The sequence below is a fragment of the Allobosea sp. P4_C6 genome, from assembly GCF_056402015.1.
On the sequence record NZ_JBFUIF010000006.1, the window covers coordinates 1 to 16,444 of the forward strand.

Consider the following 16,444-nt stretch of genomic DNA (forward strand, 5'->3'; position numbering starts at 1 on the left):
GCTCGGCATGGCCGGGCGTTGCGGCTGCGGACGGGCGGCCGGCGGCTCGGCGCGCGGCTGGGGAGCGGCGGGTGGCGGCGGCGCGGGGATGGCGGGCGGCTGCGGCGGGCGCGGCGCTTGAGGCGCGCCGGGAACCGCTGGGCGCTCCGGCCCGCGCTGGCCCGGCTGCGCTCCCGGTGGACGCGGCTCCTGCGGCCGCTGGCGCGGCCCGCGCCCGGGCTCTTCGTCGCCGGGAGCCGGGGCCTGGACGAGTTGCAGCCCGGCTTGAGCGAAGGCTTGTCCGGCCTGCGAAAGGACGAGGGCAGGCAGGACGGTCCCGACCAGCAACCAGCTTTTCGTGCGCATTACAATTCCCGTCATTCGTTTCAACTTGGGGGTATCAGGCCGTTGGCGGCCTGAACCCGCGATGAAGCGAAAACGGCGAGAATCGGGCAATGGTTCCGGCCTTGCAGGCCTCAGAGACCAGCCTGCGCCTTCACATAGGCCGCGATCTCGGCATGGCTCGCGAACCAGCAATCGCCCTTCGCCCTGGCGAGCCGGATCAGCTCCTCGAGGATCCAGAGGCGCGAGCGATAGGTGATGACATGCGGATGCATGGTCAGCAGAAAGAGCCCGCCATCCTCATACGCGCCTTCGAATTCGCGGCGGAAGATGTCGAAGACCGCTTCGGGCGGCGTATAGGGCCGGAGCGCCTGAAAGCGGTTCATGTTGAAGTAGACCGCGTCGTCGCGAATCCACTCGACCGGCAATTCGACCATGCCGGTCGCCTCGCCCTTCTCGACGATCTCGTAGGGATCGTCGTCTGCGAAGAGCGAGGAATCGTAGAGCAGGCCAAGCTCACGCTCGACGGCGAGCGTCACCTCCGAGAAATCCCAGGAGGGCGTGCGCATGCCGACCGGCCTGACGCCGGTGATCTTCTCCAGCGTGTCGGCCGAGCGCAGGTGCAGTTCGCGCTCATCCGCCGGCGGCACCGCCGTGTTGACCTCGTGAATCCAGCCATGGAGGCCGATCTCATGGCCTTCGCCGACGATGCGGCGCTGCTCGTCGGGATAGAGCAGCGCCGTCACGGCCGGGACGAAGAAGCTCGCCTGAATGTCCTGCTTCTTCAGCAGGTCCAGAATGCGCGGGATGCCGACCCGATTGCCGTATTGCCCCCAGGAGAGACGCCCGACCGACTTGCCGCCGTCGCGCAGTTCGTTGGTCTCGTGGTCGACGTCGAAGGAGAGCGCTACCGCGCAGCGGGCGCCGTTCTTCCATCTGGCGGGCTTGAGGTTGCGGCCGGCGCGCACGCGCTCGACCTTGCCGCGCCAGACCTCTTCCGGCCATTGCCAGGGCAGGAGTTCGGATTCGGACATGGATCGCTCCTTCTCAAATTCTCTCGACGGACAATGACATTTGCGCCGTCATCCTGGCCGAAGCGAAGCGTAGCGCCGGGATCCATCATAGGGCTCCGACGCCCTGCGATGGATCCCGGATCTGCGCGGCTACGCCGCTTGTCCGGGATGACGGCGCGTATTTCCGAAACGACGACGGCTCACGCCACCGGCAGCACCGGCACAGCCGCCAACAGCCTCTTCGTATAATCGTGCTGCGGGTTGTCGTAGACCTCGCCGGCCGGACCGCTCTCGACGATCTTGCCGCGGTACATGATCGCGACGCGGTCGCAGAGATGGCGGACGACCGAGAGGTCGTGCGAGATGAAGATCAGCGTCAGGTCGAGTTCCTGCCTGAGCCGTATCAGCAGGTTGATGATCTGCGCCTGGATGGAAACGTCGAGCGAGGCGACCGGCTCGTCGCAGACCACGACGTCCGGCTGCATGGCAAGCGCGCGGGCGATGGCGACGCGCTGGCGCTGGCCGCCCGAGAACTGGTGCGGGTAGCGGACGGCGAAGGCCGGATCGAGCCCGACCGCCGCCAACCACTGACGGACATACTCCTTGGCCTGCCCGCGCCCGATCAACCCATGCGTCAACGGCCCCTCGGCAATGGAATCGCCGACCGTCATGCGCGGATTGAGCGAGGCGAAAGGGTCCTGAAAGATGGTCTGGACGCGCGTCGTGATCTTGTGAGGATGCGTGCCCGCGCTCATCACCGGAGCATCGTCGATCGCAACGCGGCCGGTATCGGGCGCATAGATGCCGGCCGCCACGCGCCCAAGTGTCGACTTGCCGGAGCCGGATTCGCCGACGAGGCCGAGCGCCTCGCCACGCCTCAGGACCAGCGTGACGTCGTCGACCGCCTGCACCGCGACAGGTGCCCTGGAGAGGCCGGCCTTCTGCGCCAGCTTGCGGAACAGCCCGGGCGTCTGCTCGAAGCGCTTGGCGACATGCTCGATGCTAACATAATGCGCCGCGTCCCTCGCCGCCGGCGCTGCATCCTTCGCCATGCGCGGCGGCGGAGCTACGTCGGAACCGGCACCGCCGGCCAGCAGCGCGCCGGGCTCGGAGCGGGAGGGCAGCGCGTCGAGCAGCCCCCGCGTATAGGGATGCTGTGGGTGGGTTAGCACGTCGAGCGTCGGGCCGGCCTCGACGATCCTGCCGTGGCGCATGACGCAGACATGGTCGGCGAGCGAGGCGACGACGGCGAGGTCGTGGCTGATCCAGATCAGCGCCGTGCCGAGCTCGGCGACCAGCTCCTTCATCTCCGCGAGGATTTCCGCCTGGACGGAGACATCGAGCGCGGTGGTCGGCTCGTCGCAAATGATCAGCTTCGGCCGGTGCAGCAGCGCAATCGCGATGGCGACGCGCTGGCGCATGCCGCCGGAAAACTGGTGCGGATAGAAATCGACCTTGCCCTCGGCATCGGGAATGCGGACCTGCGCCAGTGCGGCCACCGCGCGACGGCGCGCCTCGCCTCCCGAGACCGCCTCATGCGCTTCCAGAGCGAGCCTGATCTGCGTGCCGATGGTCAGCATCGGGTTCAGCGTCATCATCGGGTCCTGGAAGACCATCGAGATCTGCTTGCCGCGGATCTTGCGCAGCTCCGAAGGAGACAGCCCGACGAGTTCGCGCCCCTCGAGCTTCACCGAGCCGCCCTCGACGCGGCCGGGCGGGTCGATCAGCCCGATGATCGAGAAGCCGGTGATGCTCTTGCCGGAGCCGGACTCGCCGACGAGACCCATCACCTCGCCACGCTTCAGCGCGAAGGAGACGCCATCGACCGCCTTCACCACGCCGGCCCGGGTGTGGAACTGGGTGGCGAGATCGCTGACCTGAAGGAGAGGCGCTTCGCTCATCGCTTCAGCCTCGGATTGACCTGGTCGCGGATGCGGTCACCGACGAGATTGATGGCGACGATCAGGACGATCAGGGCGATGCCGGGATAGATCGAGATCCAGTAGCGGCCGGACAGCATGTACTGGAAGCCGTTCGCGATGAGCATGCCGAGCGAGGGCTCCGTCACCGGCAGGCCGACGCCGAGGAAGGACAGCGTCGCCTCCAGCGCGATGGCATTGGCCACCTGCACGGTCGCGACCACGATCAGCGGCGGCAGGCAGTTCGGGAAGATGTGACGCAGGATCACGCGCCAGCCCGGCAGCGGCGTCGACAGCACCGCTTCGACATAATCCTTGCCGCGTTCGGCGGAGGCCGCGCCATGGGCCGTTCGGGCGAAATAGGCGTATTGCGCGGCGGCCAGCGCGGCGATGAGTTGCATCTTGCCCTGACCGAGCAGCGCGGAGAGCACCAGCGCCAGCAGGATCGCCGGGAAGGCCAGTTGCAGGTCGATGACGCGCATGATGAAGGCCTCCCAGCGCCCGCCGACATAAGCCGCGCCGATACCGAGCGATACGCCGAGCACGAAGGCGAGCCCGCCGGCGACCAGCCCCATCTGCAGGGAGATGCGCAGGCCGTAGAGGATCGCCGAAAGCAGGTCGCGCCCCTGCGCATCCGTGCCGAGCCAATGGGTGTAGCCGCCTTCGCCGACATACCCGGGCGGGCGGCGCGCATCGGAGAGGGTGAGGTTGGCGAGGTCGTAGGGGTCCTGCGGCGCGACGAGCGGTGCCAGTACGGCGATGCCGACCATCAGCACGACCACGGCGAGCGCTGCGACCGCGGCCTTGCTCTCGCGGAACTCGGCCCAGAAGCGGGCGGCGGGAGACGCGTCCTTCATCGCGCGCCTCCTTTCCGCAGCCGCGGATCGAGCCCGACATAGGCGAGGTCGACGAGGAAGTTGATGGTGATGAAGACGAAGGCGACGAGCATGAGATAGGCGACCATCACCGGCCGGTCGAGCGACTGGATGGAGTCAATGATCAGCTTGCCGATGCCGGGCCAGGAGAAGATCGTCTCCGTGACGACGGCGAAGGCGAGCGTCGAGCCGAATTCGAGGCCGAAGACGGTGACGAGCGGGATTGCGATCAGCCTGAGCACATGCCGGCGCAGGACCGTCCATTCCGAGAGACCGGCCGCGCGGGCGAACTTCACCGTATCCGAGAGCATGGTCTCGCGGGTTCCGGCGCGGGCGAGGCGCGTCATCAAGGCGAGCTTGAAGAAGGCAAGGTTGAGCGCCGGCAGCAGCAAATGGCTGAGCCCGTTCAGGGTCAGGAAGCTCCATTCAACGCCAAAGATCGAGACGGTCTCTCCGCGCCCGCCGGCCGGCAGCCATTGCAGCTCGACCGCGAAAGCCATGATCAGCACCAGGCCGATCCAGAAGGTCGGCACGGAGAACCCGAGGATCGAGACGGTCATGATCAGCTTCGAGGCCACGCTGTCCGGTCTGTAGCCGGCATAGATTCCCGCGGGTATGCCGATCAGCGCGGCGCCGCAGACCGCGGCAAGCGTGAGCTCCAGCGTCGCCGGCAGGCGCGACAGGATCAGGTCCATCACCGGCATGCCGAAAACGAAGGAGCGGCCGAAATCGCCATGCAGCACGCGGCCGAGGAAGGTGAGGTACTGTTCCCAGAGCGGCCGGTCGAGCCCGTAATGGGCGATGGTCTGGAGGCGCAGTTCCTGACTGACGTCGGGGCCGATCAGTACATCGATCGGGTTGCCGATCGCATAGACGCCGACGAAGACCAACACCGACATGACGAGCATGACGACGAGCGCCTGGGCGAGGCGGACGGCGACATGGCCTAGCATGGGTGAAGCCTTCGGCGCGGCCTCACGGCCAGTCCTCCACCATCGCCGCGCGCGTCTCCTCGACGCCGACCTGCCAGAGCTTCAGCATCTCCTCGTCCGGCCGCTGGTAGAGACCGTGGAAGTTGCCGTCGCCGAGGATTTCGCGCCGCTTCGCCGGGGCTGCGGCCTGATATTGAGCCGGATTGAAGGGCGGCTTCGCCGTATCGGGCATCGCGACGCCAGCAAGGCGCGTCCAGGGGAAGTTCTCCATCCAGGATGCGTGGGAGGCGGCCGGATCGACCGCCTTGACCGCCGCCTGAAACTGCGGCGCCGCCCACCAGTTGTGCACCCGCACGCTCGCGTCCGGATGCTGACCGAGCCATTCGGTCGCGAAATTCAGCGCCGGCGAGTTGCCACCGTGGCCATTGACCAGCACGATCCGGCGAAAACCCGAGCGATAGAACCCATCGAAGAGATCGCCGAGCAGCGCCGTATAGGTGCTCAGCCTGAGCGAGATGCTGCCTGGAAAATCGAGGAAGCCGGGCGTCATGCCATAGGCCAGAACCGGGAAGACGGGGATGCCGAGCGGTTCGGCCGCCTCCAGCGCCACCCGCTCGGACAGGATCACGTCGGTCGCGAGGCTGAGATAGGCGTGCTGCTCGACGCTGCCGAGCGGCAGAACGCAACGGTCGTCACGCCGAGCCTGGGCCTCGATCTGCATCCAGTTCAAATCGGCGACACGCACGGCGCAATCCTTGCTTCGTTCGTTCAAGCGGTAGAGAGTCGGAGCAAGCGATCCCGCGTCGCTGCGGCGAGCCAGGAAACCTTGCGGCCAGAGGCCGAAGCCATCCTTGACTCTGGCATTCGAGAGCGTCAAGTTCCATTTGGAACTAAATTGACCGGGGGATATTTCCCATGCCGCGCTCGCCCACCTCTCTTTCGCGTGTCGACCCGGAGCGCGAGGCCGCGTTCGCCGAGCTCGATCCCCTGACCGTGACGAAGCTCTGGGACAATCCCTGCTGGCTCTCCTTCCGGCTGAACTTCGTCGCCTTCCGCTTCAACGATCCGGTCTATCGCTGGATCGAGACCCGCTATGGCCTGGTGCGCCCGGAATTCGTCGCGCTCTATGCCGTCGGATTGCGGGAGGGCGTCGCGGCCAAGAACATCGTGGCCTCCTCTGGCCTGCCGAAGAACACGCTGTCGCGCGCCGTGCAGAAGCTGCTGCAGAGGCGGCTGCTCAAGCGTGAATCCGATCCGAAGGATCTGCGGAGCTACGTGCTTCACCTCACGGCCGCTGGCCGCAAGATCTTCGACGAGACCATGCCGCTGATGGTGCAGCACCAGAGCACGATGCTCTCCGGCCTCAGCGAGGACGAGCAGCAACAGCTTTGCATGCTGATGGACAAGCTCGTCATCGCCTCTCCTGCATGGCCCAACGAACTCGAACAAGAGGGGACCTCATCATGAAGCTGGCCCGCACCTTCCGCCTCGCGGCCTTCGCCGCCCTGCTCGGCGCCACCGTCTCCACCGGAGCGCTCGCCCAGACGTTGACGATCGGCGTGCGCGCCGGGCCGGAATCGATCGACCCGCATTTCACCGCGACCGGCACCCATGCCGAAGCGCTGAAGCATGTCTTCGACACGTTGACCTGGTCCGGCGACCAGTTGCAGATCGAGCCGCGCCTCGCGCTGAGCTGGAAGACGATCGAGCCGACGGTGTGGGAGTTCAAGCTGCGCCCGGGCGTCAAGTTCCATGACGGCTCGGACTTCACCGCCGAGGACGTGAAATTCTCGATCGAGCGCATCCCGGTCGTCGCCGGGCCGAACCCGACGACGATCTATGTCCGCCGCGTCAAGGAGGTGAAGATCGTCGATCCGCTGACCGTCCATATCGTCACGGACGGGCCGGCTCCGAACCTGCCCAACGACTTCATCCGGCTCTTCATCGTCTCGCACAAGGCCGCCGCCGGCCTGACCAAGGACAATGCCAACGAGGCGTTCAACTCCGGCAAGGCGGCTGTTGGAACCGGCCCCTACAAATTCGTCTCCTGGACGCCGAAGGACCAGATGGTTCTGGATCGTTTCGACGGCTACTGGGGCCCAAAGGAGCCCTGGGCCAAGGTCGTGCGCAAGGAGCTGCCGAACGACGCCGCCCGCGTCGCGCAGCTCAAGGCCGGCCAGGTCGACATCATCGTGCGCGCGCCGGCCTCCGACGTGCCGACGCTGAAGCGCGACGCCAAGCTCAACGTCGCCACGGTCGAGAGCGTCTATCTTTTCAACATGGAGCTCGACATGCGGGACAAGTCCCCGCAGATCAGCGCCAAGGACGGCTCGGCCCTGCCCAAAAACCCCCTGCAGGATGTGAAGGTCCGCGAGGCGATCGACATCGCCATCGACCGGCCGGCGCTGGCCGAGATCGCGATGGAGGGCCTCGGTTCGCCGGCGAACCAGCTGGTGACGCCGACCATCGCCGGCTTCAACAAGAGCCTGCCGGCGACCAAGCCCGACATCGCCAAGGCGAAGAAGCTGATGGAGGAGGCCGGTTACCCCAACGGCTTCAAGATCACCTTCTCCTTCACCAATGACCGCCTGCCGGGGGACCGGCAGGTCGGCACCTCGATCGCGCAGATGCTGGCGCGCATTGGCGTCGAGGTGAACGCCAACGCCCAGCCGGGCGCGGTGTTCTTCCCGGCCCGCCTGCGCGGCGACTTCTCGATGTCGATGTCCGGCTGGGGCACCCTGACGGGCGAGGCGAACTACACCCTCTCCTCGCTGGTGCATTCCAACGATCCGGCCAAGAAGCTCGGCGCCTTCAACGTACAGAACTACGCCAATCCCCAGGTCGACAAGCTGATCGAGGACGCCGGCATCGAGATGGACGAGGCCAAGCGCAACCAGATGCTGTCCGATGTCGCGGCGATCGTCGCCAAGGACCGGCCGCGCCTGCCGATCACCGCCGTCGGCTCGGCCTGGGCGATGCAGAAGGACAAGGTGACGATCAGCCCGCGCGTCGACGAGGACACGCTGGCGATGGACATCAAGCCCGCCAAGAAGTAACGCGATCGCCTTCGCGTCATGGTTGGGCTTGTCCCGGCCATCCACGTCTTCGCTTGATGACCAGGTTCGGTGTTCAAGACGTGGATGCTCGCCACAAGGGCGAGCATGACGGACGGCCCGCCTCGCAAACGACCACCGATCGGAACAATCATATGACCCTCGCGCTAGCCATCCATGGCGGCTGCGGCACGCTGCCGAAGATCGAGATGACCGAGGCCGAATGGGCCCAGGCCCGCGCCGACCTCGCCTCCGCGCTGCGGGCCGGCTGGGCGATCCTGGTCAAGGGCGGGGCTGCGGTCGATGCCGTCGAGGCTGCGGTGCGGGTGATGGAGAATTCACCGCATTTCAATGCCGGCCATGGCTCCGCCTTCAACATCGATGGCGAGCACGAGCTTGACGCCTCGATCATGGACGGGGCGACGCTGGCCGCCGGCGCGATCTGCGCCGCCAAGCGCATTCGCAATCCCATCACAGCCGCCAAGGCGCTGATGCTGCGCGGCGACCCGCTTCTGCTGGCCGGCCCGGCGGCCGACGACTTCGCCGAGCATGAAGGCATCGACACCGTCGAGAACGAGCATTTCTCGACCGAGCGACGTCGCAAGAACCTCGCCTCGATGAAGATCCGCGAGATCGTCGGTACCGCCGCCGAGGCGAGCGAGGCGGAGAAGCACGGCACGGTCGGCGCCGTGGCCTGCGATGCGCAAGGGCATCTCGCCGCCGCAACCTCGACCGGCGGCTACACCAACAAGCCGGCCGGGCGCGTCGGCGATTCCCCGATCATCGGCGCCGGCACCTATGCCCGCGACGGCCGCTGCGCCGTCTCCGGCACCGGCAAGGGCGAGTACTTCATGCGCTACTGCGTCGGGCATGAGATCGCATCGCTGATCGCCTATAAGGGCCTCTCGCTCGAGGCGGCGACGCAGGCCGTCATCGCCGAGCTTTCCGAGCACAAGATCGGCGCCGGGCTGGTCGCGGTCGGTGCGGACGGCACGGTCGTCGCGCCCTACAACACCGCAGGCATGTATCGGGGATGGGTGACCCCGGACGGGCTGATCCATGTCGCCACCCACGGCGATGTCGAGATGGCCGGGCAGGCGTGAGGCGGCCGGCATGAGCGAACCGATCCTGATCTGGGGCGCGGGAGCCATCGGCGGCACGCTCGGCGCCTACTGGGCGCGCGCCGGGGTGCCCGTGCTGCTGGTCGACATCGTCGCGGAGCATGTCGAAGCCTGCCGGACCAACGGCCTCGCCGTCTCCGGCCCGGTCGAGGAATTCACGAAGGTCGTTCCGGCCGCGACGCCGGCCGAGCTGACCGGCCGCTACAGCCGCATCGTTCTCGCGGTGAAGGCCGGAGCCACTGAGGCGGCGCTCGCGGCTCTGGTTCCGCATCTGGCCGAGGATGGCTTCGTCCTCTCCGCCCAGAACGGACTCAACGAGCTCGCCATCGCCAAGGCGGTCGGCGAGCGGCGGACCATGGGTTGCTTCGTCAATTTCGGGGCGGACTGGCTCGGGCCGGGCGAGATTCTCTACGGCAATCGCGGCGCCGTGGTGGTGGGCGAACTGGACGGCTCGATCAGCGAGCGCGCGGCCGAGATGCACCGCCTGCTCGAGCTCCTCGAGCCCGACGCGATCCTGACCGATAACATCTTCGGCTATCTCTGGGGCAAGCTCGCCTATGGCGCGATGCTGTTCGCAACGGCCCTGACCGACGATTCGATGTCGGCGAATTTCGCCGATCTGGAACGGCTGCCAGTCTGGCTCGCGCTCGGCCGCGAGGTTGGGGCAGTGGCAGCCAAGCGTGGCGTGACCTCGCTCGGCTTCGGCGCGTTCAACCCGATGGTCTTCGCGCCCGGCAAGCCGGAGGGACCGCAGATCGAGACGATCCGCTGGCTTGCCGATTACACCTCGCAGACGGCGAAGACCCATTCTGGCATCTGGCGCGACCTTGCCGTGCGCAAGCGCAGGACCGAGGTCGATCCGCAGATCGGCGTCATCGCGACGCTCGGTCGCGAGGTCGGCATCGCGACGCCGGCACTGGAGACGCTGGTCGCCCTCATCCACGACATCGAGGAAGGCCGCCGTCCAATGGCCTTCGAGACGCTGAAGGTATTGATCGACCGATGCAGATCCGCTTCGACGGCCGCGTAGCCCTCGTCACCGGCGCGGCGCAGGGAATCGGGCGCGCCATTGCGGCCGCGCTGGCGGAAGCCGGTGCCCGCGTCCATCTCGCCGATATAGATGCTGCCGGCGTGAAGGCGGCGGCGCAGGAGATCGGTGCTACCGGTCATGCCGCCGATCTCGGCTCGGCCGAAGCGGCGCAGGCACTCATCCGCGACATCGTCGGCGCCGATGGCCGGCTCGATCTGCTTGTCCACGCCGCCGGCGGCGTGCGCGGGCAGGTCGGCCGGGCGATCGAGGACATTTCCGAAGGGGATTGGCGAGTGATCTTCGCCGCCAACGTCGATACCGCCTTCTTCCTGGCGCAGGCAGCGGCGCCGGTGATGAAGCAAGCCGGCTATGGCCGGATCGTCACCATCTCGTCGGGCGCGGGATTGCGGCCAAGTCTCACCGGCATCCAGGCCTATGCCAGCGCCAAGCACGCGCTGGTCGGGCTGACCAAGCAGCTCGCCTGGGAATTCGGGCCGCACGGCATCACCGTGAATTCGGTGGCGCCGGGCTTCGTGCGCTCCAACCCCGCGACCGAGCGGCAATGGCAGAGCTACGGAGCGGAGGGCCAGAAGCGCCTCGTCGAGAGCATCCACACCCGCCGCCTCGGCACGCCGGAGGACGTCGCCAATGCGGCGCTGTTCTTCCTGAGCGAGCAGGCCGGCTGGATCAGCGGGCAGGTGCTGTCCGTGGATGGGGGGCGCTCGTAGAGGCGGCTGACTTTCCCGGACCCGCGCTGTCATCCCGGACAAGCGGCGAAGCCGCGTAGATCCGGGATCCATCCTAGAGCGACGAGCCTTACGATGGATCCCGGGGCAAGCCCGGGATGACGGCGTGCTTCCTCGGGAAATCGGCAGAGTCTAGCCGCAATCCATCTTGTCGGCCGGCTGCTCGGCGCCGACCATCCAGTTCGTTCCGAACCGGTCGACCAGCATGCCGAAGCGCGGCGACCAGAAAGTCTCGGCGAGCGGCATGGTGATCTTGGCGCCGCCCTCGGACAATCCGGCGAAGATGCGCTCCGCTTCCTCCGGCGTCTTCACGCCGACGCTGACCGAAACCGAACGCATCGGGCCGTCGCTGCGGTCCGGCGGGGCATCGGAGGCCATCAGCATCTGCCCCTCGATCTCGAGGCAGGCGTGCAGGATCTTGTCGCGCCATTCGGGTGAGACATGCTCCTCGGCCGGGGTGCCCTTGTGATCCATCATCGCCTGGATCTTGCCGCCGAGCACCTTCTCGTAATGGGTGAAGGCTTCGCGGCAATTGCCGTCGAACAGCAGATACGTCGAGAGTTTCATCGCATTTCCTCCTGGTTGTGATCTGAAGGCGATCAGATCTTGCGGCGGTAATCGGCGGACATGAACTCGGTCCACTGGCCGTCCGGGCCAAGGGCGCGCGAGGTCAGGGTGCGGTGATCGGACGACAGGAAGGTGATGACGTCCTGATACTTCGCCATCGAGCCGTCACCGGCCATGCTCGGCCCTTCCGTATCGAGGACCAGCGACTTGCCGTCGGCGGCGAGCGCTCCGTCATAGTGCCAGATCATCGACATCATCGAGGCGATGAAGCTGCCGACGAAGCGCCCCTTGGCCGGGTCGAAGCCGAGCGTCATCAGGCTGGTGACAGGGGAACCGTCCGGGCACGCGCCCTGCCCCTCGCCGAGGGTCCAGAGCCCGCCGAGCGAGCGCACGCTTTCCGTGCCCTGCGTGGTGCTGGGCGGCTGGCCCGGCTCCATCGAGGCCGTCATCTCCGCGGTCCAGTCACCGACGAGCTGATGCAGCCACTCATGTTCCTTCCGCACTTCGACCTGCATGGGCCGTCTCCTCTCCCTTGGATGTTTTTCTGATTGAGGTCGTCAGGCCGCGCGCTCGGCGGCGGCCTTCATGGCGGCCAGGCCGGATTCGAAATCGCCGCCGACCATGCGGTCCATATCCATGAAGACATGCATGATCTTGCCCATGAACGGCGTCGGGCCGGTCATCGTCCAGGTCACGGTCGTTCCCGGCCCCTGCGGCGCCAGGGCGAAGACCACGTCGTTATGGGCTTCGAATGGCTTGAGGAAATCGAGCTTGAGCCCGAGATGGCCCGGCGCCTTGGCCTCGACGATGCGCATGCTGCCCTCGCCGACATTCTTGTCGCCGGCCCAGGCATAGGTCGCGCCGACGCCGGTTTCAGAGCCACTATAGGTGCGCTTCATCGCCGGGTCCTTCTTCTCCCAGGGCGACCAGGCACCCCAGGCCTTGAAGTCGGCGATCAGCGGATAGACGCGCTCCGGCGGTGCATTGATCGTGACCGTGCGCGTCACCTGGAAGGTGTCGGGCTTGCGGGCGGCCAGGATCAGCACGACGGCGATACCGACCACGACGACGCCGGACAGGCTGAGAAGAACAGTCTTGAGCATGATGGGAAACCTCACGGGCTGATTTCAAAGGCTTTGGCGTCAAACGCCCTGCTTATCGGGTGGTTTCACCTTGATCTCGCGAAGGACCTCGTCCAGCCGGCTCAGGCTCTGGTCCCAGAAACGGCTGTAATGCTCCAGCCATTCCGAAACGTCCTGAAGCGGGCCGGGGTCGAGCCGGCAGGGGCGCCACTGGGCTTCCCGCCCCCGCGTGATCAGCCCGGCCCGCTCCAGCACCTTCAGATGCTTGGAGACGGCCGGAAGGCTCATCGCGAAGGGCTCGGCCAGTTCCTTCACCGAGCTTTCGCCTTGCGACAGCCTTGCCAGGATGGCGCGGCGCGTCGGGTCGGCGAGAGCGGCGAAGGTCAGGCTGAGCGGGTCCGTCGACATCGTATGAAACCGATCAGTTAATTAACTGATCGGTTTAGTATCTTCATGCCTTCAGCCTGTCAAGCGTCTTCAGGAACAGATTGGCCTCGGCTACCGCCGATTGCTGTCAGGAGCGGAGACGCGGCCGAGCCTCTTCGTTTCGGCGCATTTTCTTCACGCGAACTGGTGTCCCCTTCGCTTGAAAATGCTCTAGAACCGGAAATGAAGGAGGATCGATCCACCCATGAGCTTCGAGACCGCAGCGACCCCAGAAGCCGCCATCGACCGGCTCGAGCAGCTCTATGACGAGGCCCGCTCGGCGCTGCGCGCCGATCTGCAGCGCTTCTTCGATACCGGCGAGGCGCCGACACCGGAGGATCGGCAGCGCTATCGTTACCCCCTGCTACGCGTCACCTACGAGCCGTCGAAGCTGCCGACCGCGACGCGGCGCGGCTATGCGAAATTCGCGGCGCCCGGCATCTATTCGACCACGGTGACGCAGCCCGGCGAATTCAGGGCCTATCTGCTCGATCAGCTCAGGCCGCTCGTCGCGGAATATGGCGCGACGATCGAAACCGGCATCAGCACGCAGGAAATCCCCTATCCCTACGCGCTGGAAGGCGGCGACGAATTGGGGCGCGGGAAGATCACCGCCGCCGAGCTCGCGCGCTATTTTCCGACGCCGCTGCTCTCGCTGGTCGGCGACGAGATCGCCGATGGGACCTATGACCTGATCGATGGCGAACCGCGCCCGCTCTCGCTGTTCGACGCCGTCAGGGTCGATTATTCGCTGCGGCGCCTGATGCACTATACGGGTACCGACTGGCGGGCCGTGCAGCCCTGGGTGCTGCTGACCAACTACCATCGCTATGTCGATCAGTTCGTCCGGCTCGGCATCGCCGAGATCGAGGCCGGCACCGCCGAGGCGCTGATCGCGCCGGGCGGCATCCGCATCGACCGCGACGGCGTCGATGTCTCGGCGGCCGAGCGCGTGATGTCGGCGCCCTGGCACCGCTTCCAGATGCCGGCCTATCACCTGATCCGGAAGACCGGCGAGGGCGTGACGCTGGTGAATATCGGCGTCGGCCCCTCGAACGCGAAGAACATCACCGACCATCTCGCGGTGCTCAGGCCCAATTGCTGGCTGATGGTCGGCCATTGCGGCGGCCTGCGCCAGACGCAGATCATCGGCGACTACGTGCTGGCCCACGCCTATCTCCGGCAGGACCACATCCTCGACGAATTGGTGCCGCCGGAAATCCCGATCCCCGCGCTGGCCGAAGTCCAGGTCGCGCTACAGCAGGCTGCCGCCGAGATCACCGGCGAGAAGGGCGACCGGCTGAAGCAGCGCCTGCGCACCGGCACCGTGGTGACGCAGGACGACCGCAACTGGGAGCTGCAATGGACCAAGGAGCGGCGGCGCATCAACCTGTCGCGCGCCATCGCGGTCGACATGGAATCCGGCACCATCGCCGCCCAGGGCTACCGGCTGCGCGTTCCCTACGGCACGCTGCTCTGCGTTTCCGACAAGCCCCTGCATGGCGAGATCAAGCTGCCCGGCGCCGCCAATGCCTTCTACGAGCGGGCCGTGGGCGAGCATCTGCGCATCGGGCTCGCGGCACTGGAGAAGCTGAAGGAGGCCGGCTCGGCCATCCATTCGCGCAAGCTCAGGAGCTTCGACGAGCCGCCGTTTCGGTAAAGGGGCTCGTCATGCTCGGGCTTGACCCGGGCATCTCAGGACAAAAGGGCGCCTTATCCTGCACGAGATTCTCGGGTCGAAGCTGCGCTTCGCCCGAGAATGACGGCATGGCCGCGCCCGATAATGATCCTCAGCCGAACACCCCATAGGCGACCAGGGCCGCGATCACCCAGAGCGCGGCCGTACCCCAGCGATTGCGCCGGGCTTCGGCACGCCCGATCGCCTCGACGCTGCGCTCGTCCAGCGAGAAGCCGTGGCGCGAGGCGTCCTCGAGCTGGCCGAGCACGCGCTCGGCGCGGCCGATGGTTTCCGGCAGGGCCGCGAGCGAACCCAGCAGCGAGCGGGCGCCGCGCCCGACCTCCTCCAGCCGGCCGATCGGCCCGAGATTATGGGTGATCCAGCTGCGCACGACCGGATCGGCCGTGCCCCACATGTCGAGATGCGGGTCCATCGAGCGGGCCACGCCCTCGACCACCACCATGGTTTTCTGCAGCATGACGAGCTCGGTACGGGTCGCCATGTCGAACATGCCGGTGATCTCGAAGAGCAGGGTCAGGACCTTCGCCATCGAGATCTGGTCGGCGCGCTTGTCATGGATAGGCTCGCCGACGGCGCGGATCGCCTGCGCGAAATCCTCGACGTCGTGATGGGCCGGCACGTAGCCGGCCTCGAAATGCACCTGCGCCACGCGGCGATAGTCGCGGGTGATGAAGCCGAGCAGGATCTCGGCGAGGAAGCGCCGCTCCTTCAGGCCGAGCCGGCCCATGATGCCGCCATCGACCGCGACGAGCCGGCCTTCAGCATCGACGAACAGGTTCCCGGGATGCATGTCGGCATGGAAGAAGCCGTCGCGGATCGCATGCTTCAGGAAGGACTGGATGATGTTGCGAGCAAGCTCCGGCAGGTCGTGGCCAGCGGCGCGCAAGCCCTCGACATCCGAGAGACGCACGCCGTCGATCCACTCGTCGACCAGCATCTCGCGGGCCGTCAGCTGCCAGTCCGGCTCAGGCACGCGGAAATCGGTGTCTGCCTTGGTATTCTCGGCGAATTCGGAGAGGGCGGCGGCCTCGAGCCGCAGATCCATCTCCATGGCGACCGAGCGCGCCAGCGTCTCGACCACGCCGGTGAAGCGCAGGCGCCGGGCCTCGGCCGAGCGCATCTCGGCCATTTCGGCGCCGAAGCGCATCGCGGCGAGATCGCGGTTGAAGCGGTCGCGAATGCCCGGCCGCAGGATCTTCACGGCGACCTCGCGCCCATCCTTCAGGCGCGCACGGTGGACCTGCGCGATCGAGGCGGCGGCGACCGGCTCGCTGAATTCCGGGAACAGCGTCTCCAGCGGAACGCCATGCGCGGCCTCGACGATGGCGCGCGCCTGCGCCATCGGAAAGGCCGGCATCCGGTCCTGCAGGGCCGAAAGGTCCTGCGCGATCCTCATGCCGACGACATCGGGCCGCGTCGCCAGGAACTGGCCGAACTTGACGTAGGAGGGCCCAAGCCGGGTCAGCGCCGCGGCAAGCCGCGTCGCAGAGGAGCCGGCACCCCGCCGCTCGATCAACCGGCCGACACGGATGAGCCCGCGCGCCAGAGGCGGCAGGACGGACGGGTCGACCAGCCCCAACGCGCCCTCGCGCGCCAGCACGAAGCCGACGCGGGCACCGCGAGCGAGGTGGAAGAGGGAGGAGATCATCGGCAGGCCGTA

The 16,444-nt window shown here is 66.9% G+C and carries 16 protein-coding genes; 6 read left to right on the top strand and 10 right to left on the bottom strand.

The window, feature by feature from the left end; translation table 11 throughout:
- Positions 1-455: 455 nt before the first annotated feature.
- The 5 genes from AC1DVA_RS05720 to AC1DVA_RS05740 all read right to left on the bottom strand — a co-directional run bounded on the left by AC1DVA_RS05720 (position 456) and on the right by AC1DVA_RS05740 (position 5,805).
- Complete coding sequence (locus AC1DVA_RS05720) at positions 456-1,355, bottom strand: polysaccharide deacetylase family protein (RefSeq protein ID WP_476805298.1); 900 nt, start codon at positions 1,353-1,355, stop codon at positions 456-458.
- 179 nt (positions 1,356-1,534) lie between these two features.
- Positions 1,535-3,235, bottom strand: coding sequence for a dipeptide ABC transporter ATP-binding protein (locus tag AC1DVA_RS05725; RefSeq protein ID WP_476805299.1), 1,701 nt, complete (start codon positions 3,233-3,235; stop codon positions 1,535-1,537).
- Positions 3,232-4,110 carry an ABC transporter permease gene (locus AC1DVA_RS05730; protein ID WP_265051215.1) on the bottom strand — a complete coding sequence of 293 codons (879 nt, stop codon included), beginning with the start codon at positions 4,108-4,110 and terminating at the stop codon, positions 3,232-3,234. The genes AC1DVA_RS05725 and AC1DVA_RS05730 overlap by 4 nt, the downstream gene beginning before the upstream one ends.
- Positions 4,107-5,081: an ABC transporter permease gene (locus tag AC1DVA_RS05735; RefSeq protein ID WP_265051214.1), complete on the bottom strand. Its 975-nt coding sequence runs from the start codon at positions 5,079-5,081 to the stop codon at positions 4,107-4,109. Before AC1DVA_RS05735 ends, AC1DVA_RS05730 begins: the two co-directional genes overlap by 4 nt.
- A gap of 22 nt (positions 5,082-5,103) precedes the next feature.
- The gene (locus AC1DVA_RS05740; protein WP_476805300.1) at positions 5,104-5,805 is read right to left on the bottom strand and encodes a creatininase family protein; all 702 of its coding nucleotides are present in this window, start codon (positions 5,803-5,805) and stop codon (positions 5,104-5,106) included.
- 170 nt (positions 5,806-5,975) lie between these two features.
- Between AC1DVA_RS05740 and AC1DVA_RS05745 the strand changes: the two genes are divergently transcribed.
- From AC1DVA_RS05745 to AC1DVA_RS05765, 5 genes are all read left to right on the top strand, one after another.
- Positions 5,976-6,527: a MarR family winged helix-turn-helix transcriptional regulator gene (locus tag AC1DVA_RS05745; RefSeq protein WP_265051212.1), complete on the top strand. Its 552-nt coding sequence runs from the start codon at positions 5,976-5,978 to the stop codon at positions 6,525-6,527.
- On the top strand, positions 6,524-8,116 hold the full coding sequence (locus tag AC1DVA_RS05750) for an ABC transporter substrate-binding protein (RefSeq protein ID WP_476805301.1): 1,593 nt from the start codon (positions 6,524-6,526) through the stop codon (positions 8,114-8,116). The genes AC1DVA_RS05745 and AC1DVA_RS05750 overlap by 4 nt, the downstream gene beginning before the upstream one ends.
- Before the next feature lie 152 nt (positions 8,117-8,268).
- On the top strand, positions 8,269-9,216 hold the full coding sequence (locus AC1DVA_RS05755) for an isoaspartyl peptidase/L-asparaginase family protein (RefSeq protein WP_476805302.1): 948 nt from the start codon (positions 8,269-8,271) through the stop codon (positions 9,214-9,216).
- Between the two features lie 10 nt (positions 9,217-9,226).
- Entirely contained in the window at positions 9,227-10,264 is a 1,038-nt protein-coding gene (locus AC1DVA_RS05760; protein WP_476805303.1) for a ketopantoate reductase family protein, read from the top strand.
- Positions 10,237-10,992, top strand: coding sequence for an SDR family NAD(P)-dependent oxidoreductase (locus AC1DVA_RS05765; RefSeq protein ID WP_476805304.1), 756 nt, complete (start codon positions 10,237-10,239; stop codon positions 10,990-10,992). The genes AC1DVA_RS05760 and AC1DVA_RS05765 overlap by 28 nt, the downstream gene beginning before the upstream one ends.
- Positions 10,993-11,142: 150 nt before the next feature.
- On the opposite strand, the gene AC1DVA_RS05770 is transcribed toward AC1DVA_RS05765, so the two are convergent.
- From AC1DVA_RS05770 to AC1DVA_RS05785, 4 genes are read right to left on the bottom strand one after another with little or no spacing between them, the layout of a single operon-like run.
- Positions 11,143-11,577: a VOC family protein gene (locus AC1DVA_RS05770; RefSeq protein WP_265051207.1), complete on the bottom strand. Its 435-nt coding sequence runs from the start codon at positions 11,575-11,577 to the stop codon at positions 11,143-11,145.
- Positions 11,578-11,609: 32 nt separating this feature from the next.
- Positions 11,610-12,092 carry a DUF1579 domain-containing protein gene (locus AC1DVA_RS05775; RefSeq protein ID WP_476805305.1) on the bottom strand — a complete coding sequence of 161 codons (483 nt, stop codon included), beginning with the start codon at positions 12,090-12,092 and terminating at the stop codon, positions 11,610-11,612.
- A gap of 42 nt (positions 12,093-12,134) precedes the next feature.
- Complete coding sequence (locus AC1DVA_RS05780; protein ID WP_476805306.1) at positions 12,135-12,680, bottom strand: SRPBCC family protein; 546 nt, start codon at positions 12,678-12,680, stop codon at positions 12,135-12,137.
- A gap of 39 nt (positions 12,681-12,719) precedes the next feature.
- Entirely contained in the window at positions 12,720-13,067 is a 348-nt protein-coding gene (locus AC1DVA_RS05785; protein WP_265051204.1) for an ArsR/SmtB family transcription factor, read from the bottom strand.
- A gap of 223 nt (positions 13,068-13,290) precedes the next feature.
- On the opposite strand from AC1DVA_RS05785, the gene AC1DVA_RS05790 reads away from it, so the two are divergent.
- Positions 13,291-14,745: an AMP nucleosidase gene (locus AC1DVA_RS05790; protein ID WP_476805307.1), complete on the top strand. Its 1,455-nt coding sequence runs from the start codon at positions 13,291-13,293 to the stop codon at positions 14,743-14,745.
- Between the two features lie 130 nt (positions 14,746-14,875).
- On the opposite strand, the gene ubiB is transcribed toward AC1DVA_RS05790, so the two are convergent.
- A complete protein-coding gene (ubiB, locus tag AC1DVA_RS05795) occupies positions 14,876-16,432 on the bottom strand; it encodes a 2-polyprenylphenol 6-hydroxylase (RefSeq protein WP_476805308.1) in 1,557 nt (518 codons plus the stop codon).
- Positions 16,433-16,444: the final 12 nt, after the last annotated feature.